This window comes from Sporosarcina sp. P1 (assembly GCF_002743155.1).
GTDB lineage: Bacteria > Bacillota > Bacilli > Bacillales_A > Planococcaceae > Sporosarcina > Sporosarcina ureae_B.
In genome coordinates, this window is the sequence record NZ_PDYS01000002.1 from 274552 (window position 1) to 293101 (window position 18550).

Here is an 18550-nt window from a genome sequence, read left to right on the forward strand (position 1 = left end):
AAAACTTTGTTTTTACTCAAAAATGAACCACCTGGGTGTGTGGTATTATAAAAAGCTCGGAAGGAGGAACAACCTGATGCCTACAATTAATCAATTAGTCCGTAAACCTCGTAAATCGAAAACGGAAAATTCTAAGTCTCCGGCTCTAGGAAAAAGCTATAACAGCTTTAAAAAGTCTATGACAAACGTGAACTCACCACAAAAAAGAGGTGTTTGTACACGTGTTGGTACTATGACTCCTAAGAAGCCAAACTCGGCGCTACGTAAGTATGCTCGTGTTCGTTTAACTAATACATTGGAAGTAAACGCATATATTCCAGGTGAAGGCCACAACTTGCAAGAACACAGTGTGGTACTAATCCGCGGAGGACGCGTAAAAGATTTACCGGGTGTTCGTTACCATATCGTACGTGGGGCACTTGATACAGCTGGAGTTACTGGCCGTATGCAAAGCCGTTCAATGTATGGAGCTAAAAAGCCCAAAGTTAAGAAGTGAGACAAAACTAACCATATTGAAAGGAGGAACTAATTATGCCTCGTAAAGGTCCAGTAACAAAACGTGATGTACTACCTGATCCGATTTATAATTCCAAGCTTGTAAGCCGCCTTATCAACAAAATGATGGTAGACGGTAAAAAAGGTACTTCTCAAAAGATTCTTTATGGAGCGTTCGAAATTGTTAAAGAACGTTCTGGACAAGAGCCAATCGAAGTATTCGAAGCAGCTTTAAATAATGTAATGCCAGTTCTTGAAGTGCGCGCTCGCCGCGTAGGTGGAGCTAACTATCAAGTGCCGGTTGAAGTACGCCCTGAACGTCGTTCGACTCTAGGTCTTCGTTACCTTGTAAACTATTCACGTACACGTGGAGAAAAAACAATGGAAGAACGTCTAGCGAATGAAATTCTTGATGCATCAAATAACACAGGTGCTTCTGTTAAACGCCGTGAAGAAATGCATAAAATGGCTGAAGCCAACAGAGCATTCGCTCACTATCGCTGGTAAGGTCGGATAAACAATAGCAGTAATCCGAAACGGAAGGAGATTACAAAATGGCTAGAGAGTTCTCACTAGAGAATACTCGTAACATTGGTATCATGGCTCACATTGACGCTGGTAAGACAACGACAACTGAGCGGATCCTTTTTTACACAGGTAAAATCCACAAGATTGGTGAAACGCACGAAGGTGCATCACAAATGGACTGGATGGAGCAAGAGCAAGAACGTGGAATCACGATTACTTCCGCTGCAACAACAGCAGCATGGAAAGGTCACCGCGTAAATATCATCGATACACCGGGGCACGTAGACTTCACAGTTGAAGTTGAACGTTCACTTCGCGTATTGGATGGTGCTGTAGCGGTACTTGATGCTCAATCAGGTGTTGAACCACAAACAGAGACAGTTTGGCGTCAAGCGACAAACTACAAAGTACCACGTCTTGTATTCGTAAACAAAATGGATAAGACGGGTGCTGACTTCCTTTATTCTGTAGGAACACTACGTGATCGCCTACAAGCGAATGCACATCCGATTCAATTGCCGATCGGTGCGGAAGATAACTTCTCAGGAATTATTGACTTAATCGAAATGAAGGCAACTATGTATCCAAATGATCTAGGAACAGATACGACAGTCGAAGAAATTCCTGCTGAACATCTTGAACTAGCTAAAAAATATCGTGAGAGCCTAATCGAAGCTGTTGTAGATTTCGATGAAGATCTTATGGAAAAATATCTTGGCGGTGAAGAACTTACAATAGAAGAACTTACAACAGCTATTCGTAAAGCTACGTTGGCAGTTGAATTCTATCCTGTAGTTTGTGGAACTGCTTTCAAAAACAAAGGTGTACAACTAGTACTGGATGCGGTAGTAGACTACCTACCATCACCACTTGATGTACCACCAATGATGGGCTTCAACCCTGAGACTGAAGAAGAGGAAGTGCGTGAATCAACTGATGAAGCACCTTTCTCAGCATTGGCGTTTAAAGTTATGACGGATCCTTATGTAGGTAAACTTACATTCTTCCGTATATACTCTGGTGTTCTTCAAGCAGGTTCTTACGTAGCAAACTCTACAAAAGGCAAGCGTGAGCGCGTAGGACGTATTCTACAAATGCACGCAAACAGCCGTGAAGAGATTTCTGAAGTACACGCGGGTGAAATTGCTGCTGCTGTTGGTTTGAAAGATACAACTACTGGAGACACACTATGTGACGAGAAATCATTGATCATTCTTGAATCAATGGTATTCCCTGAACCGGTAATCTCTGTAGCGATTGAACCGAAAACAAAGGCGGATCAGGATAAAATGGGTCAAGCTCTTGGTAAGCTACAAGAAGAAGATCCAACATTCCGTGCGCACACAGATCAAGAAACAGGAGAAGTTATCATCGCAGGTATGGGTGAACTTCACTTGGATATTATCGTCGACCGTCTACGTCGTGAATTTAAAGTGGAAGCAAACGTGGGTGCACCACAAGTTTCTTACCGCGAAACATTCCGTCAGTCAGCTGAAGTCGAAGGTAAATTCGTTCGTCAATCAGGTGGACGTGGACAGTTTGGTCACGTATGGATCGAATTTGGTCCAAACGAAGAAGGAAAAGGATTCGAGTTCGTGAATAATGTTGTTGGTGGTTCTGTTCCTCGTGAATATATCCCAGCAGTTGAAGCGGGAATTCGTGATTCATTAGATAACGGTATTTTAGCTGGATATCCATTAATCGATGTCAAAGCACGCCTGTATGACGGATCTTACCATGACGTTGACTCCAACGAGATGGCATTTAAGATTGCTGCATCAATGGCTTTGAAAAATGCTGCATCAAAATGTAATCCTGTAATTCTTGAACCGACAATGAGAGTAGAAGTAATCATTCCGGAAGAATACATGGGCGATATCATGGGTGATATTACATCACGCCGTGGCCGTGTTGAAGGTATGGAAGCTCGTGGTAACGCACAAGTAGTTCGTGCGATGGTTCCGCTTGCTGAAATGTTTGGTTATGCAACATCTCTACGTTCAAACACGCAAGGACGCGGAGTATTCTCAATGGTGTTCGATCACTATGAGGAACTTCCAAAGTCTATCGCTGAAGAAGTAATCAAGAAAAACAAAGGTGAATAATAAAGTTCATCCTTGTTTCTTTTAAGCAATACTTGTAAGATATGGATAGTCGAAGGTATACATTCGACTATCCATATTATAAAAATTAATCTTTTTAAATAAAGGGAGGACCTCTAAAATGGGTAAAGAAAAATTCGACCGCTCCAAGGAGCACGCAAACGTAGGAACAATTGGTCACGTTGACCATGGTAAAACAACTTTGACTGCTGCAATCGCAACAGTTCTTTCTAAAGCACAAGGTGGAGAAGCAAAGTCATATGCTGACGTTGATAACGCACCTGAAGAAAAAGAGCGTGGAATTACAATCAGTACTTCACACGTTGAGTACGAAACTGACAAGCGTCACTATGCACACGTTGACTGCCCGGGTCACGCTGACTACGTTAAAAACATGATCACTGGTGCTGCACAAATGGACGGCGGAATCTTAGTAGTATCTGCTGCTGATGGTCCAATGCCACAAACACGTGAGCACATCCTTCTTTCACGTCAAGTAGGTGTTCCTTACCTAGTTGTCTTCATGAACAAATGTGACATGGTAGATGACGAAGAACTACTTGAATTAGTAGAAATGGAAATCCGTGAACTTCTTTCTGATTACGACTTCCCTGGTGATGATATTCCTGTAATCAAAGGATCAGCTCTTAAAGCTCTTGAAGGAGAGCCAGAGTGGGAAGAAAAAATCCTTGAACTTATGCAAGCAGTAGATGACTATATTCCAACACCAACTCGTGACACTGACAAGCCATTCATGATGCCTGTTGAGGACGTATTCTCAATCACAGGTCGCGGTACAGTTGCAACTGGCCGTGTTGAGCGTGGAGTAGTTAAAGTCGGAGATGTTGTTGACATCATCGGTCTTGCTGAAGAACCAAAAGCTACTACTGTAACTGGTGTAGAAATGTTCCGTAAACTTCTTGACTATGCAGAAGCAGGCGACAACATCGGTGCTCTTCTTCGTGGTGTATCACGTGAAGATATCGAGCGTGGACAAGTTCTTGCTAAGCCAGGAACAATCACTCCACACACTCAGTTCAAATCTGAAGTTTATGTTCTATCAAAAGAAGAGGGTGGACGTCATACTCCATTCTTCTCAAACTACCGTCCTCAGTTCTACTTCCGTACAACTGATGTAACTGGTATCATTCAACTTCCTGAAGGCGTAGAAATGGTTATGCCTGGAGATAACGTTGAAATGACAGTTGAACTTATTTCTCCTATCGCGATTGAAGAAGGTACTAAATTCTCAATCCGTGAAGGTGGACGTACAGTTGGAGCTGGCGTTGTAGCAACAATCACAAAATAATTTGTTTTGATCCCGCCCTTGAGGCGGGATTTTTTTGCTTTCGATCATACTAAAGGCAGTATGTAATCGGATATAGATTAAGAAATAGATTCTATAAGTGCACATCGAATCGCGTGCAAATCAAGAAGAATGCTGGTAGTATAGTAAACGGATTAAAAGTTAAACTAATTTCTTCAAAAGGGTTGCACAATCCTTTTATATTATGTATAATGTTGAATGTTGGTCTTTGACTGCGATGAAGCGAGAGGTTACCGATACACCCGGCCGCTTTGCCATGGCGCGTGTAAGGAAAATTTTCGTGGAGAATTGTCTAGAAAATAGGCGAAAGGGAGGGAAAATAATGGCAAAACAAAAGATTCGTATTAGATTGAAAGCTTACGATCACAGAATGATCGATCAGTCAGCTGAAAAGATTGTTGAAACGGCTAAACGTTCTGGAGCTAGTGTTTCAGGTCCAATTCCGTTGCCAACTGAAAGATCAGTTTACACGGTATTGCGTGCTGTTCACGTATACAAAGATTCACGTGAGCAATTTGAAATGCGTACGCACAAACGTTTAATCGATATCGTGAATCCAACGCCACAAACGGTGGATGCACTTATGAAGCTTGATTTACCATCAGGCGTCGACATCGAAATTAAACTATAAAACATAAAAACAAACAATATTACAGGAGGTGTGACTAATGACCAAAGGAATCTTAGGAAGAAAAGTCGGAATGACGCAAGTTTTTGCTGAAAACGGCGATCTAATCCCAGTAACAGTGATTGAAGCTGCTCCAAACGTTGTTCTTCAAAAGAAGACAATAGAAACAGACGGCTACGAGTCAATCCAACTAGGATTTGATGATAAACGTGAAAAGCTTTCAAACAAGCCAGAACAAGGCCATGTAGCAAAAGCTAACACTGCACCTAAGCGCTTCATTCGCGAAGTTCGCGGAGCTGACGTTAGTGCATACGAAGTTGGTCAGGAAGTCAAAGTCGATACATTCGCAGAAGGCGAAGTAGTAGACATTACAGGAGTTTCAAAAGGTAAAGGATTCCAAGGTGTCATTAAGCGCCACGGTTACTCACGTGGACCAATGTCTCACGGATCACGTTTCCATCGCGCACCAGGTTCACTTGGAGCAGTTGATGCACAACGCGTATTCAAAGGAAAAAAATTACCTGGACGTACTGGTGGCAAAACAGTAACGATCCAAAACGTTGAAATCGTTCGAGTTGACGCTGAGCGCAACTTGTTATTAGTAAAAGGTAACGTTCCTGGAGCTCGTAAATCACTTGTACAAGTGAAAAGTGCTATCAAAGGAAACTGAGTAAAACAGAAAGGAGGAAACAGGAATGCCTAAAGTATCTGTAGTAAGTCAAACAGGTTCTGCTGTCGGCGACATCGAACTAAACGATGCGATTTTTGGAATCGAGCCGAATGAAGCAGTATTATTCGAAGCAATTGTTCAACAACAAGCTTCTTTACGCCAAGGTAACCACAAGGTTAAAACTCGCGCGGAAGTAGCAGGCGGCGGTCGTAAACCATGGCGTCAAAAGGGTACAGGTCGTGCTCGTCAAGGTTCAATCAGATCACCACAATGGCGTGGAGGCGGTATCGTATTCGGCCCTTCACCACGTAGTTACAGCTATAAAATGCCTAAGAAAGTTCGTCGTTTAGCTCTTCTATCCGCTCTTTCTACGAAAGTAGCAGCTGAAGAACTAATCGTTCTAGAAAACTTAGCATTTGATGCACCAAAAACAAAGGGCTTTGTAAAAGTGCTTGAAGATCTTTCAATCACTAAGAAAGCATTATTTGTTACAGCTGACCTAGAAGAATCAGTAGCATTGTCTGCTCGTAATATTCCAGGAATCAGCGTCGTTTCAGCGAACGGTATTAATGTTCTAGACCTAGTCGGACATGACCAGCTTGTAATGACAAAAGCAGCAATAGAAAAAGTCGAGGAGGTGCTTGGTTAATGGAAGCACGTGATATTCTGAAACGTCCGGTCATTACCGAGCGTTCTTCTGAACAAATGGAAGACTTAAGAAAATATACATTCGAAGTTGATACGCGCGCGAGCAAAACTCACGTGAAACAAGCTATTGAAGAAATCTTCGGTGTTAAAGTTGAAAAAGTTAACGTTATGAACTACAAAGGTAAGTTCAAGCGTATGGGGAAACATGCTGGTTATACAAACAAGCGTCGTAAGGCAATTGTTACACTAACTACTGATTCCAAAGATATCGAACTTTTTGAAATGTAATTAACCCATAATAAATGAAGGAGGGAACACAAAATGGCGATTAAGAAGTACAAAGCTACCTCCAACGGACGTCGTAACATGACTTCTTCTGATTTTGCTGAGATTACAGCTAGCAAACCAGAAAAATCATTGCTTGAACCAGTCAAGCGTAAAGGCGGACGTAACAACCAAGGTAGAATGACAGTTCGTCACCAAGGTGGAGGACATAAGCGCCAATACCGTGTCATCGATTTCCAACGTCGGAAAGATGGCATTCCAGGACGCGTTGCTACGATCGAATACGATCCAAACCGTTCGGCAAACATCGCATTAATCAATTATGCAGATGGAGAAAAGAAATACATCCTTGCTCCTAAAGGATTGACAGTAGGTTCCACAATCATTTCAGGACCTGAAGCGGATATCCGCGTAGGAAATGCTCTACCATTAGAGAACATCCCTATGGGTTCTACGATTCACAACATTGAAATGAAGCCAGGCAAAGGCGGACAATTAGTTCGTTCTGCAGGAACTTCTGCTCAACTACTAGGACGCGAAGGCAAATACGTCATCATTCGTCTGCAGTCAGGTGAAGTTCGTATGATCCTTGCTACTTGCCGTGCTACAATCGGTCAAGTTGGTAACGAACAACACGAATTGATCAACATTGGTAAAGCAGGTCGTTCACGTTGGTTAGGCAAACGCCCATCTGTTCGTGGATCTGTAATGAACCCTAACGATCACCCACACGGTGGTGGTGAAGGACGTACACCAATCGGTCGTCCAAGTCCTGTTACTCCTTGGGGTAAACCAACTCTTGGATTCAAGACACGTTCGAAGAACAATAAATCAGATAAACTTATCGTTCGCCGTCGTAAAAAATAATGTTATTGCACTGCGGTTCAGTAGATGGACCGTAGTACATACTTGGAAGGAGGTTCCAGAATGGGCCGCAGCTTGAAAAAAGGACCTTTTGCAGATGACCATTTACTAAAAAAGGTTGACGCACAAAAAGACTCAGAAAAGAAACAAGTTATTAAAACATGGTCACGCCGTTCAACAATCTTCCCGACTTTCATCGGATTGACGATTGCAGTATATGATGGACGTAAACATGTTCCTGTTTATGTAACAGAAGATATGGTAGGTCACAAACTAGGTGAATTCGTACCTACACGCACATACCGAGGCCATGGTGCCGACGATAAGAAAACAAAACGCTAATTTGAGAGGAGGTTATCCTGATGCAACAAGCTAAAGCATCTGTACGCACAGTCCGTATTGCTTCTCGCAAAGTTCGTTTGGTCGTTGATCTTATCCGCGGCAAGAATATAGGTGAAGCTATGGCTATTCTACGACTTACGCCTAAAGCGGCATCTCCAGTCGTGGAAAAATTATTGAAATCAGCAATTGCAAACGCTGAACATAACTACGAAATGGATACTGAGAACTTAATCGTCAGTGAAGTATTCGTAGATGAAGGACCAACAATGAAACGTTTCCGTCCACGTGCACAAGGTCGTGCAAGTGCGATCAACAAACGTACAAGCCACATCACATTAGTGGTATCTGAAAAGAAGGAGGGGTAATTAGTGGGCCAAAAAGTACATCCTAATGGACTACGTGTAGGCGTCATCCGTGACTGGGACTCAAAATGGTACGCGGAAAAAGATTATGCGTCCTTACTACATGAAGACTTAAAGATCCGTGAATACATCGAAAAACGACTTGTAGAAGCATCTGTTTCAAAGGTTGAAATTGAGCGTGCTGCTAAGCGTGTTAATATTACAATCCACACTGCAAAGCCAGGTATGGTTATCGGTAAAGGTGGTTCCGAAGTAGAAACACTTCGTAAGCAACTTAACGAGATTACAGGCAAGCGTGTACACATCAACATCGTAGAAATCAAACGTGCTGATTTGGATGCGAGATTAGTCGCAGAATCAATCGCTCGTCAATTAGAAAGTCGTGTATCATTCCGTCGTGCTCAGAAACAAGCGATTCAACGTACTATTCGTTCTGGCGCAAAAGGAATTAAAACACAAGTGTCTGGTCGTCTCGGCGGTGCTGATATCGCTCGTGCAGAACACTACAGTGAAGGAACTGTCCCTCTTCATACATTACGTGCAGATATAGATTATGCACATGCTGAAGCTGATACTACTTATGGTAAGCTTGGCGTAAAGGTATGGATTTATCGTGGTGAAGTCCTTCCAGTAAAAGTTAAGAAGAACTCTGGGGAAGGAGGCAAATAATATGTTAATGCCTAAACGTGTAAAACATCGTCGTGTATTCCGTGGGAAAATGCGTGGTGAAACAAAAGGTGGCGCTACAGTTCAGTTTGGTGAGTTTGGTCTTCAAGCTCTAGAAGCAAGTTGGATCACTAACCGTCAGATTGAATCTGCTCGTATTGCTATGACTCGTTACATGAAACGTGGCGGTAAAGTATGGATCAATATTTTCCCGCACAAACCATATACTAAAAAGCCTCTAGAAGTCCGGATGGGTTCCGGTAAAGGTGCTGTAGAAGGCTGGGTTGCAGTTGTGAAACCTGGTAGAGTAATGTTCGAAATTGCAGGTGTTTCAGAAGAGGTTGCTCGTGAGGCACTTAGACTTGCATCGCACAAACTTCCTGTAACAAGCAAGTTTGTAAAACGACAAGAAATTGGTGGTGAGTCTAATGAAAGCTAATGAAATTCGTGACTTAACAACTGCAGAGATTGAGCAAAAAGTGAAATCACTTAAAGAAGAGCTTTTCAACCTTCGCTTCCAGTTAGCGACAGGTCAATTAGAAAACACTGCACGCATCCGTGAAGTACGCAAATCGATTGCGCGCATGAAAACTGTAATACGACAAAGAGAAATCAGTGCAAATAACTGATGAAGGAGGTTGCAGCCATGACTGAGCGTAATCAGCGCAAAGTATACACAGGCCGTGTGGTTTCCGATAAAATGGATAAAACCGTTACGGTAATGGTAGAAACATACAAAAAACATTCTTTATACGGTAAGCGTGTAAAGTATTCTAAGAAACTTAAAGTTCATGATGAGCTAAACGAAGCGAAAATCGGCGATGTTGTTCGTATTATGGAAACACGTCCATTATCAGCAACTAAGCGTTTCCGTCTTCTAGAAGTCGTTGAAAAAGCGATCATCATCTAATAGGTTTTTAACTCAGATTTCGGAAGGAGGTAACCTCGATGATTCAACAGGAAAGTAGAATGAAAGTTGCTGACAACTCTGGTGCACGCGAAGTACTAACAATTAAAGTACTAGGCGGATCAGGTCGTAAAGTAGCTAACATCGGTGACGTAGTTGTTGTTACGGTTAAGAAGGCAACACCAGGTGGCGTTGTTAAGAAGGGTGACGTTGTTAAAGCGGTCATCGTTCGTACGAAAAGTGGAGTTCGTCGTAAAGACGGTTCATACATTACATTCGATGAGAATGCTTGCGTTATTATCCGTGATGATAAAGGGCCACGTGGAACACGTATTTTCGGACCAGTTGCTCGCGAACTACGCGACAATAACTTCATGAAAATCATTTCACTTGCTCCAGAAGTTCTTTAATTCTAATGACAGAGCCAGTCAAGGAGGTGCGATAAATGCACGTTAAAAAAGGCGACAAAGTAATGGTGATCTCTGGGAAAGATAAAGGCAAAACAGGTGTGATCCTAACTGCTTACCCGAAAAAAGACCGTGTGCTTGTTGAAGGTATTAATATCGTCAAGAAACACACAAAGCCGAACCAAGAAAACCCACAGGGCGGAATTGTAAGCCAAGAGTCTACAATCCACGTCTCAAACGTGATGGTAATCGATCCTAAAACAGGCGAGCCGACTCGTGTAGGTTACAAAATGGAAGACGGTAAAAAAGTACGTATTGCAAAAAAATCCGGTGAATCATTGGATAAGTAAGTATTGCATGAAAGGAGGTCCGACTGATGAGTCGTTTGAAAGAGAAGTTTTCTAAAGAAATCACACCTGCTCTAATGAGCAAGTTTGAATATACATCTGTTATGCAAGTTCCTAAAGTAGATAAAATCGTTATCAACATGGGTGTTGGTGATGCTGTCCAAAATACAAAAGCACTTGATGCAGCTGTTGAGGATCTTGCAACTATTTCAGGTCAAAAACCAGTCATTACGAAAGCGAAAAAATCTATCGCAGGATTCCGTTTACGTGAAGGAATGCCGATCGGAGCTAAAGTAACGCTTCGCGGTGAGCGCATGTATGAGTTCCTCGATAAATTAGTTACAATCTCATTACCACGTGTACGTGACTTCCGTGGCGTTTCTAAAAAAGCGTTTGACGGTCGCGGTAACTATACTCTTGGTGTGAAAGAGCAACTTATTTTCCCTGAAATTGACTTCGATAAAGTATCAAAAGTACGAGGGATGGATATCGTCATCGTGACGACAGCTAACACTGATGAAGAAGCACGTGAGTTGCTTGCACAGTGTGGCATGCCATTCCAAAAGTAAAATAATAGGGAGGCGAAAACGTGGCTAAGAAATCTATGATCGCTAAACAGAAACGTACGCCAAAGTACAAAGTACAAGAATATACACGCTGCGAACGTTGTGGCCGTCCACATTCAGTATATCGCAAATTTAAACTTTGCCGTATTTGTTTCCGCGAACTTGCATACAAGGGACAACTTCCTGGCGTCAAAAAAGCCAGCTGGTAAACCCCTAATTAGGGAAGGAGGTTAATTCAAATGACAATGAGTGATCCGATTGCAGATATGCTTACACGCATCCGTAATGCGAACATGGTTCGCCACGAGAAGCTTGAGGTACCTGCTTCAAACGTAAAGAAAGAAATCGCTGAGATCTTAAAACGAGAAGGTTTCGTTCGCGATGTGGAATACGTGGAAGATAACAAACAAGGCATCATCCGCATTTTCCTAAAATACGGTCAAGATAACGAACGCGTTATCAATGGCTTGAAACGTATTTCTAAACCAGGACTTCGTGTATATGCTAAATCAAATGAAGTTCCTAAAGTACTTAACGGCTTAGGTGTTGCACTAGTTTCTACATCAAACGGTGTATTAACAGACAAAGAAGCCCGCGCTAAACAAGTCGGCGGAGAAGTCGTCGCTTACGTTTGGTAATTAGCTACAATTGAATGGAGGTGCAATAGAATGTCCCGTATTGGTAATCGTCAGATCGAAGTCCCTGAAAACGTTACTGTAACAATTTCAGAGGGAAACTTCGCTACTGTTAAAGGTCCGAAAGGTGAACTTTCGAGACAATTAGATAAAGAAATTACGATCACTCACGAAGGTAATGTAATTACATTTACTCGTCCTTCTGAATCAAAAGCTCACCGTTCAATTCACGGTACTACACGCTCTGTACTTAACAACATGGTAGTGGGAGTATCTACAGGATTTGAACGCACACTTGAATTGGTTGGGGTTGGATATCGTGCTTCTATGCAAGGGAAAAAACTTGTATTGAACGTAGGTTACTCACATCCAGTTGAATTCACACCAGAAGAAGGTGTAGAAGTTGAAGTTCCAGCGAACACGAAAATAATCGTTCGCGGATACAACAAAGAACACGTAGGTGCTCTTGCTTCTAACATCCGTCAAGTACGTCCACCAGAGCCATATAAAGGTAAAGGTATTCGTTATGAAGGCGAAATTGTTCGTCGTAAAGAAGGTAAAACAGGTAAATAATACCGCCCGAGGTATTTGGAAGGAGTGACTCCGATGATCACGAAACAAGATAAAAACGCTGTCCGTAAAAAGCGTCACGCACGTGTGCGTACGAAAATCAGCGGAACTGCAGAGCGTCCACGTCTAAACGTTTACCGTTCAAACAAACACATCTATGCACAATTGATTGATGATTTGAATGGTGTAACAATCGTTAGCGCTTCTACAAGAGATAACGATGTTGAGACTGGCTCTACTGGCAACACTGAATCTGCAGCTAAAGTCGGCGAGCTTATTGCAAAGAAAGCTGTTGAAAAAGACGTTAAAACGGTTGTTTTCGACCGCGGCGGATATCTTTTCCACGGCCGTGTAAAAGCATTAGCCGATGCTGCACGCGAAAATGGACTGGAATTTTAATTAAGAGGGAGGGACATATTTCATGCGTCGTAATGATCAGAACAAAAGTGAGTTCGAAGAACGCGTAGTAACGATCAACCGCGTTGCGAAAGTTGTAAAAGGTGGACGTCGTTTCCGCTTCACTGCACTTGTCGTAGTCGGTGATAAAAACGGTCGTGTCGGTTTTGGTACTGGTAAAGCACAAGAAGTTCCAGATGCAATCCGTAAAGCAATTGAAGATGCGAAGAAAAACTTGATTGTAGTGCCAATGGTCAAAGGTACAACTCCACATGAAGTAATCGGACGCTTTGGTGCAGGACAAATCCTCATCAAACCAGCTGCTCCGGGTACTGGTGTTATCGCAGGTGGACCTGTCCGTGCGGTACTTGAACTTGCAGGCATCACGGATATTCTTTCTAAATCTCTTGGATCAAGCACACCGATCAATATGGTACGTGCAACAATCGAAGGGTTGCAGAATTTGAAGCGCGCAGAAGACATTGCCAAATTGCGTGGTAAATCCGTAGAAGAACTGTTAGGTTAAGGGGGGAAATACAATGACGAACAAACTTGAAGTCACCCTTACGAAAAGTGTTATTGGTTCAAAACCGACACAACGTAAAACAATTGAAGCACTAGGTCTTCGAAAGTTAAATCAAACAGTTGAGCATCAAAGCAACGATGCCATCCGTGGTATGATCACAAAAGTTAGCCACTTGGTAACCGTTAAAGAAATTTAAGTACTATTTTACAATAAGGAGGTGCCGATAAGATGAAATTACATGAGCTAAAACCAGCTGAAGGATCTCGTAGAAACCGCAAACGTGTTGGTCGTGGGATTGGATCTGGAACAGGTAAGACTTCTGGTAGAGGTCATGACGGCCAAAACGCTCGTTCAGGCGGCGGTGTACGTCTTGGTTTCGAAGGTGGACAAATTCCTCTTTTCCAACGACTTCCTAAGCGCGGGTTCACGAACATCAATCGTAAAGATTATGCCATCGTTAACCTCGATACATTAAATCGTTTCGAAGAAGGCACGGAAGTAACACCGGAATTGCTAATTGAGACTGGTGTTGTAAGCAACGCTAAATCTGGTATCAAGATTCTGGGTAACGGAACACTTGATAAGAAGATCACAGTACGTGCTAACAAATTCTCCGCTTCTGCAAAAGAAGCAATTGAAAAAGCAGGCGGGCAAACAGAGGTGGTATAATGTTTCAGACAATCTCTAATTTCATGCGTGTGAAGGAGATCCGGTCTAAAATAATTTTCACCCTCCTAGTGCTCATCGTTTTCAGACTAGGGACATTTGTTCCGGTTCCAAACGTTGATGCAACTGCTTTGCAACAATCAGATAATCAGTTTATCGGATTCTTGAACACATTCGGTGGAGGAGCATTATCCAACTTCTCGATCTTTGCAATGGGGATAATGCCGTATATCACGGCATCCATCATTGTACAACTCTTGCAGATGGATGTTGTTCCAAAGTTTACTGAGTGGTCAAAACAAGGGGACGTCGGAAGACGAAAGCTTGCACAATTCACAAGATATTTCACGATTGTTCTTGCCTTTATTCAAGCACTTGCCATGTCATTTGGTTTCAACCAAACGTTTGGTGGTACACTGATTCAAGACAACAGCATATCCACTTATATCACAATTGCAATTGTATTGACTGCCGGTACAGCTTTCCTACTATGGCTTGGTGAACAAATTACTGCAAAAGGTGTTGGGAATGGTATTTCCATCATTATCTTTGCAGGGATTGTCGCCGGCATTCCGAATGCTGTTAACCAGTTGTATGTAACGCAAATTCAAGACGCTGGAGATGCACTATTTATTAGAATTGCAACGATGGTCTTGTTATTGATCGTAATCGTAGCCATTGTAGTCGGAGTTATTTACTTCCAAGAAGCATTGCGGAAAATTCCGATTCAATATGCGAAGCGTGTCTCAGGACGTAATCAATCTGTTGCAAGTCAACAAACACATTTACCTTTGAAATTGAATGCTGCAGGAGTTATCCCGGTAATCTTTGCGGTGGCATTCTTCATCACGCCACAACAAATCGCTCCATTTTTCGGTGAGAACAGTGTAACTAAAACTATTATTCGGATCTTCGATTATACGAATCCGATCGGTATGATTTTATATGTAACACTTATTGTCGCGTTTACGTATTTCTATGCATTCATTCAAGTGAATCCAGAAAATATGGCAGACAATCTGAAAAAGCAAGGGGCATATATCCCGGGAATTCGCCCAGGAGCAAACACTCAAAAGTACTTAACAAGTACTCTGTATAGGCTGACGTTCGTCGGCTCGATTTTTCTTGCCGTCGTAGCAGTTATGCCAATTTTCTTCATTAACTTGGCGAATTTGCCTGAATCCGCTCAAATCGGCGGAACGAGCTTGCTCATCGTAGTAGGGGTTGCCCTCGAATCAATGAAGCAATTAGAATCACAATTAGTGAAGAGACATTACAGAGGCTTTATGAAATAAAAAGCAATAGCCTGACCTATTGTAAACAAACGGAGGGCAAGGACGTATGAACATCGTATTAATGGGTCTGCCTGGTGCTGGTAAAGGTACACAAGCAGACAAAATTGTCGAGAAGTACGGAATCCCTCATATTTCTACAGGCGATATGTTCCGTGCTGCCATCAAAGATGGCACGGAACTTGGAGTTAAAGCGAAATCGTTCATGGATCAAGGAGCATTAGTTCCTGATGAAGTTACCATTGGTATCGTGCGTGAGCGTTTAAGCAAAACGGATTGTGACAATGGATTTCTTCTTGATGGTTTTCCTAGAACAGTACCTCAAGCTGAAGCACTAGATGCTTTACTTAAGGATTTAGGAAAAAGCATTGAGTACGTATTGGACATCGAAGTCGATACGCAAGAATTAGTTGCACGATTATCTGGGCGTCGTATTTGTAAAGTGTGTGGCACATCGTATCACTTGATCTTCAATCCTCCAGAGGTAGAAGATGTGTGTGATAAAGATGGTGGCGAACTTTACCAGCGTGCAGATGATAATCCGGATACTGTCATGAATCGTCTGGAAGTAAATATGAATCAGACAGCTCCTTTACTCGACTTTTATGGCGAAAAAGGTGTACTGACTAAAATTAATGGCCAACAGGACATTAATCTTGTATTCAAGGACTTGGATGCAATTTTGCAACAGCATAAAAAGTAATCAATCCTTTTCGGGCGCATCTTCATCATTGTTCGGAAAGTAATGGATGAAAACGAACTGCAAAAGCTTTAAGTTCCTGTTATAAGATAAATGAGAGTTTATCATTAATTCCTTGGTAGTTCTGACATGCATTCTATTGCCAATGGCAGTATAATATATAATTGGCACTGCAACGAGGGCAATAAAGGATCTCATTCGCAATTTATGCGAAACAGCGAAATGTGGCAGACGTCTTTCGAACATCACTCATGCTAACTGGACATATGTTGAAGGAAGCCTTTTGAAGGCAACTGATGCCGCTCGATGGTGAAAGCCTTTATTGGATATAGAAGGGAGACAGGATTGATGGCGAAGGACGACGTAATTGAGGTAGAAGGAACTGTTCTTGAAACGTTGCCGAATGCGATGTTTAAAGTGGAGTTAGAAAACGGACATACTGTGCTTGCACACGTGTCAGGTAAAATTCGTATGCACTTTATTCGTATTCTGCCAGGCGACAAGGTGACATTGGAACTTTCACCTTACGATTTAACACGTGGTCGTATCACATACCGTTTCAAATAAACTTTTGCACTCCCGAAATATTGAAGGAGGTTGGGTAGGATGAAAGTAAGACCATCTGTAAAACCGATCTGCGAAAAATGTAAAGTTATTCGTAGACGCGGCCGGGTAATGGTAATCTGTGAAAATCCAAAGCATAAACAAAGACAAGGCTAAAACACAAGGAGGTGCACAACTTATATGGCACGTATTGCTGGTGTAGACGTTCCGCGCGATAAGCGCGTTGTCATTTCATTGACATATATATTCGGTATTGGTAAAACAACTGCACAATCAATTTTAACTGCAGCTGATATTTCTCAAGAGACTCGCGTTCGTGATTTAACTGACGCTGAACTTGATAAGATTCGTGAACAAATTGACGGCTTGAAAGTAGAAGGAGATCTTCGACGTGAAACTTCTCTAAACATCAAGCGTTTGATGGAAATCGGTAGTAACCGTGGAATCCGTCACCGTCGTGGATTGCCTGTTCGTGGACAAAACACGAAAAACAATGCACGTACGCGTAAGGGTCCTAAACGCACAATGGCTAACAAGAAAAAATAATAGGTAAAGGAGGGTTCTTTCCAACATGGCACGTAAACAACAAACTCGTAAACGTCGTGTAAAAAAGAATATTGAGACTGGTATTGCACATATCCGTTCAACGTTCAATAACACTATCGTAACTATCACGGATAGCCACGGTAATGCACTTTCATGGTCTAGCGCTGGTGCACTTGGCTTTAGAGGTTCCCGTAAATCTACTCCGTTTGCTGCACAAATGGCTGCTGAAACTGCAGCGAAAACAGCAATGGAACATGGTTTGAAATCATTGGAAGTAACAGTTAAAGGCCCAGGTGCTGGTCGTGAAGCGGCTATCCGTTCACTACAAGCTGCAGGTCTTGAAGTTACTGCAATCAGAGACGTAACTCCAGTTCCACACAATGGTTGTCGCCCGCCAAAACGTCGTCGCGTATAATCGGTTTGAATCTATTGGATTAAGAAAGACAATTTTTGTTAATACTGTTGAAATAGACTATCTATTATCAGTGAATTCAATAAGGTTAAACCAATATAGAGACGTTTTGAGGAGGGTAAATAAATGATCGAGATTGAAAAACCAAAGATTGAAACAGTAACGATCGGTGAAGATTCACAGTTCGGTAAGTTTATTATCGAACCTTTAGAGCGTGGATATGGAAATACCTTAGGGAATTCCTTGCGCCGCATTCTCTTGTCTTCATTACCAGGAGCTGCTGTGACATCTATTCAAATCGATGGTGTACTTCATGAATTCGCTACAATTGAAGGTGTCGTCGAAGACGTATCTACAGTTATTTTGAATGTGAAGAAACTAGCACTCAAAATTTACTCAGATGATGAGAAAGTTATTGAGATCGATGTGAAAGGTGAAGGCGTCGTGACGGCTGCAGACATCACACATGATAGTGATGTTGAAGTATTAAATCCAGATCTCCCGATTGCTACTCTCGGTAAAAATGGACATTTACGTATGCGTATGTATGCTGTACGTGGACGCGGATATGTTCCTTCCGATCAAAACAAACGTGAGGATCTAGCGATTGGTGTGATTCCAATTGACTCGATTTACACTCCTGTATCACGCGTTAATTTCCAAGTTGAAAACACTCGCGTCGGACAAAGTACCAACTTTGATAAGTTGACACTCGATGTATGGACAGATGGAAGCATAGGTCCTAAAGAGGCAGTATCGCTTGGAGCTAAGATTCTTACAGAGCATTTGAATATATTCGTTGGTATGACTGACGAAGCACAAACTGCAGAAATCATGGTAGAAAAAGAAGAAGACCAAAAAGAAAAGGTTCTGGAAATGACGATTGAAGAACTTGATCTTTCTGTTCGATCTTATAACTGCTTGAAGCGTGCAGGCATCAATACGGTTTTAGAACTTGCTAACAAGTCTGAAGACGAAATGATGAAAGTGCGAAACTTAGGCCGTAAATCGCTTGAAGAAGTGAAGGCTAAATTGGATGAGCTAAACCTTGAGTTACGCTCTGAAGAGTAACTGACATATATTGAAGGAGGGTAACTTC

32 protein-coding genes are annotated in these 18550 nt (G+C 42.2%); all 32 read left to right on the forward strand.

All coding sequences use genetic code 11. The features are described 5' to 3' along the window. Positions 1 to 76: 76 nt before the first annotated feature. The 32 genes from rpsL (at position 77) to CSV73_RS04335 (ending at position 18522) form a co-directional block, all read left to right on the forward strand. Positions 77 to 496, forward strand: coding sequence for a 30S ribosomal protein S12 (rpsL, locus tag CSV73_RS04180; protein ID WP_085132019.1), 420 nt, complete (start codon positions 77 to 79; stop codon positions 494 to 496). 35 nt (positions 497 to 531) lie between these two features. Continuing rightward, entirely contained in the window at positions 532 to 1002 is a 471-nt protein-coding gene (gene rpsG / locus CSV73_RS04185; protein WP_029053281.1) for a 30S ribosomal protein S7, read from the forward strand. 47 nt (positions 1003 to 1049) lie between these two features. Continuing rightward, a complete protein-coding gene (gene fusA, locus CSV73_RS04190; RefSeq protein WP_085132018.1) occupies positions 1050 to 3128 on the forward strand; it encodes an elongation factor G in 2079 nt (692 codons plus the stop codon). Positions 3129 to 3246: 118 nt separating this feature from the next. Then, positions 3247 to 4434, forward strand: a complete 1188-nt coding sequence (tuf, locus tag CSV73_RS04195; protein WP_085132017.1) for an elongation factor Tu — start codon at positions 3247 to 3249, stop codon at positions 4432 to 4434. 340 nt (positions 4435 to 4774) lie between these two features. Beyond that, entirely contained in the window at positions 4775 to 5083 is a 309-nt protein-coding gene (gene rpsJ, locus CSV73_RS04200) for a 30S ribosomal protein S10 (RefSeq protein ID WP_085427465.1), read from the forward strand. Positions 5084 to 5120: 37 nt separating this feature from the next. Further along, entirely contained in the window at positions 5121 to 5750 is a 630-nt protein-coding gene (gene rplC / locus CSV73_RS04205; RefSeq protein WP_085132015.1) for a 50S ribosomal protein L3, read from the forward strand. A 25-nt stretch (positions 5751 to 5775) separates the two neighbouring features. Then, complete coding sequence (rplD, locus tag CSV73_RS04210; protein ID WP_085132014.1) at positions 5776 to 6399, forward strand: 50S ribosomal protein L4; 624 nt, start codon at positions 5776 to 5778, stop codon at positions 6397 to 6399. Further along, a complete protein-coding gene (rplW, locus tag CSV73_RS04215; protein WP_085132013.1) occupies positions 6399 to 6686 on the forward strand; it encodes a 50S ribosomal protein L23 in 288 nt (95 codons plus the stop codon). Before rplD ends, rplW begins: the two co-directional genes overlap by 1 nt. 33 nt (positions 6687 to 6719) lie before the next feature. Beyond that, positions 6720 to 7550: a 50S ribosomal protein L2 gene (gene rplB / locus CSV73_RS04220; RefSeq protein WP_085132012.1), complete on the forward strand. Its 831-nt coding sequence runs from the start codon at positions 6720 to 6722 to the stop codon at positions 7548 to 7550. Positions 7551 to 7610: 60 nt separating this feature from the next. After that, a complete protein-coding gene (gene rpsS, locus CSV73_RS04225) occupies positions 7611 to 7889 on the forward strand; it encodes a 30S ribosomal protein S19 (protein ID WP_085132011.1) in 279 nt (92 codons plus the stop codon). A 20-nt stretch (positions 7890 to 7909) separates the two neighbouring features. Beyond that, positions 7910 to 8254: a 50S ribosomal protein L22 gene (rplV, locus tag CSV73_RS04230; RefSeq protein ID WP_037561627.1), complete on the forward strand. Its 345-nt coding sequence runs from the start codon at positions 7910 to 7912 to the stop codon at positions 8252 to 8254. Positions 8255 to 8257: 3 nt separating this feature from the next. Further along, on the forward strand, positions 8258 to 8920 hold the full coding sequence (gene rpsC, locus CSV73_RS04235) for a 30S ribosomal protein S3 (RefSeq protein ID WP_085132010.1): 663 nt from the start codon (positions 8258 to 8260) through the stop codon (positions 8918 to 8920). A gap of 1 nt (position 8921) precedes the next feature. Further along, positions 8922 to 9356 carry a 50S ribosomal protein L16 gene (gene rplP / locus CSV73_RS04240; protein ID WP_085132009.1) on the forward strand — a complete coding sequence of 145 codons (435 nt, stop codon included), beginning with the start codon at positions 8922 to 8924 and terminating at the stop codon, positions 9354 to 9356. Continuing rightward, positions 9346 to 9546, forward strand: coding sequence for a 50S ribosomal protein L29 (gene rpmC, locus CSV73_RS04245; protein ID WP_025783856.1), 201 nt, complete (start codon positions 9346 to 9348; stop codon positions 9544 to 9546). Before rplP ends, rpmC begins: the two co-directional genes overlap by 11 nt. A 17-nt stretch (positions 9547 to 9563) precedes the next feature. Beyond that, positions 9564 to 9827 (forward strand): 30S ribosomal protein S17, encoded by a 264-nt coding sequence (gene rpsQ, locus CSV73_RS04250; protein WP_029053269.1) that lies wholly within the window; start codon positions 9564 to 9566, stop codon positions 9825 to 9827. Between the two features lie 38 nt (positions 9828 to 9865). After that, the gene (gene rplN / locus CSV73_RS04255; protein ID WP_081243203.1) at positions 9866 to 10234 is read left to right on the forward strand and encodes a 50S ribosomal protein L14; all 369 of its coding nucleotides are present in this window, start codon (positions 9866 to 9868) and stop codon (positions 10232 to 10234) included. A 35-nt stretch (positions 10235 to 10269) separates the two neighbouring features. After that, positions 10270 to 10581 carry a 50S ribosomal protein L24 gene (gene rplX / locus CSV73_RS04260; RefSeq protein ID WP_029053267.1) on the forward strand — a complete coding sequence of 104 codons (312 nt, stop codon included), beginning with the start codon at positions 10270 to 10272 and terminating at the stop codon, positions 10579 to 10581. 26 nt (positions 10582 to 10607) lie between these two features. Then, positions 10608 to 11147 (forward strand): 50S ribosomal protein L5, encoded by a 540-nt coding sequence (rplE, locus tag CSV73_RS04265; protein WP_085132008.1) that lies wholly within the window; start codon positions 10608 to 10610, stop codon positions 11145 to 11147. A 20-nt stretch (positions 11148 to 11167) separates the two neighbouring features. After that, positions 11168 to 11353 carry a type Z 30S ribosomal protein S14 gene (locus CSV73_RS04270; protein ID WP_008298870.1) on the forward strand — a complete coding sequence of 62 codons (186 nt, stop codon included), beginning with the start codon at positions 11168 to 11170 and terminating at the stop codon, positions 11351 to 11353. Positions 11354 to 11383: 30 nt separating this feature from the next. After that, positions 11384 to 11782: a 30S ribosomal protein S8 gene (gene rpsH, locus CSV73_RS04275; protein WP_029053265.1), complete on the forward strand. Its 399-nt coding sequence runs from the start codon at positions 11384 to 11386 to the stop codon at positions 11780 to 11782. A 30-nt stretch (positions 11783 to 11812) separates the two neighbouring features. Beyond that, positions 11813 to 12352, forward strand: coding sequence for a 50S ribosomal protein L6 (gene rplF / locus CSV73_RS04280; RefSeq protein ID WP_085132007.1), 540 nt, complete (start codon positions 11813 to 11815; stop codon positions 12350 to 12352). A 33-nt stretch (positions 12353 to 12385) separates the two neighbouring features. Then, entirely contained in the window at positions 12386 to 12748 is a 363-nt protein-coding gene (gene rplR, locus CSV73_RS04285; protein ID WP_085132006.1) for a 50S ribosomal protein L18, read from the forward strand. A gap of 22 nt (positions 12749 to 12770) precedes the next feature. Next, positions 12771 to 13271 carry a 30S ribosomal protein S5 gene (gene rpsE / locus CSV73_RS04290; RefSeq protein WP_083034251.1) on the forward strand — a complete coding sequence of 167 codons (501 nt, stop codon included), beginning with the start codon at positions 12771 to 12773 and terminating at the stop codon, positions 13269 to 13271. 13 nt (positions 13272 to 13284) lie between these two features. Then, entirely contained in the window at positions 13285 to 13467 is a 183-nt protein-coding gene (gene rpmD, locus CSV73_RS04295) for a 50S ribosomal protein L30 (RefSeq protein ID WP_029053261.1), read from the forward strand. Between the two features lie 32 nt (positions 13468 to 13499). Next, entirely contained in the window at positions 13500 to 13940 is a 441-nt protein-coding gene (gene rplO / locus CSV73_RS04300; protein WP_083034249.1) for a 50S ribosomal protein L15, read from the forward strand. Next, on the forward strand, positions 13940 to 15232 hold the full coding sequence (secY, locus tag CSV73_RS04305; protein WP_085132005.1) for a preprotein translocase subunit SecY: 1293 nt from the start codon (positions 13940 to 13942) through the stop codon (positions 15230 to 15232). The genes rplO and secY overlap by 1 nt, the downstream gene beginning before the upstream one ends. Before the next feature lie 46 nt (positions 15233 to 15278). Beyond that, a complete protein-coding gene (locus CSV73_RS04310) occupies positions 15279 to 15932 on the forward strand; it encodes an adenylate kinase (protein ID WP_085132004.1) in 654 nt (217 codons plus the stop codon). A gap of 345 nt (positions 15933 to 16277) precedes the next feature. Beyond that, complete coding sequence (gene infA / locus CSV73_RS04315) at positions 16278 to 16496, forward strand: translation initiation factor IF-1 (RefSeq protein WP_029053257.1); 219 nt, start codon at positions 16278 to 16280, stop codon at positions 16494 to 16496. A gap of 39 nt (positions 16497 to 16535) precedes the next feature. Then, on the forward strand, positions 16536 to 16649 hold the full coding sequence (gene rpmJ, locus CSV73_RS04320; RefSeq protein WP_076758849.1) for a 50S ribosomal protein L36: 114 nt from the start codon (positions 16536 to 16538) through the stop codon (positions 16647 to 16649). A 24-nt stretch (positions 16650 to 16673) separates the two neighbouring features. After that, complete coding sequence (rpsM, locus tag CSV73_RS04325; protein WP_029053256.1) at positions 16674 to 17039, forward strand: 30S ribosomal protein S13; 366 nt, start codon at positions 16674 to 16676, stop codon at positions 17037 to 17039. A gap of 25 nt (positions 17040 to 17064) precedes the next feature. After that, positions 17065 to 17454, forward strand: a complete 390-nt coding sequence (gene rpsK, locus CSV73_RS04330; RefSeq protein WP_009499031.1) for a 30S ribosomal protein S11 — start codon at positions 17065 to 17067, stop codon at positions 17452 to 17454. 123 nt (positions 17455 to 17577) lie between these two features. Beyond that, entirely contained in the window at positions 17578 to 18522 is a 945-nt protein-coding gene (locus CSV73_RS04335) for a DNA-directed RNA polymerase subunit alpha (RefSeq protein ID WP_029053255.1), read from the forward strand. Positions 18523 to 18550: the final 28 nt, after the last annotated feature.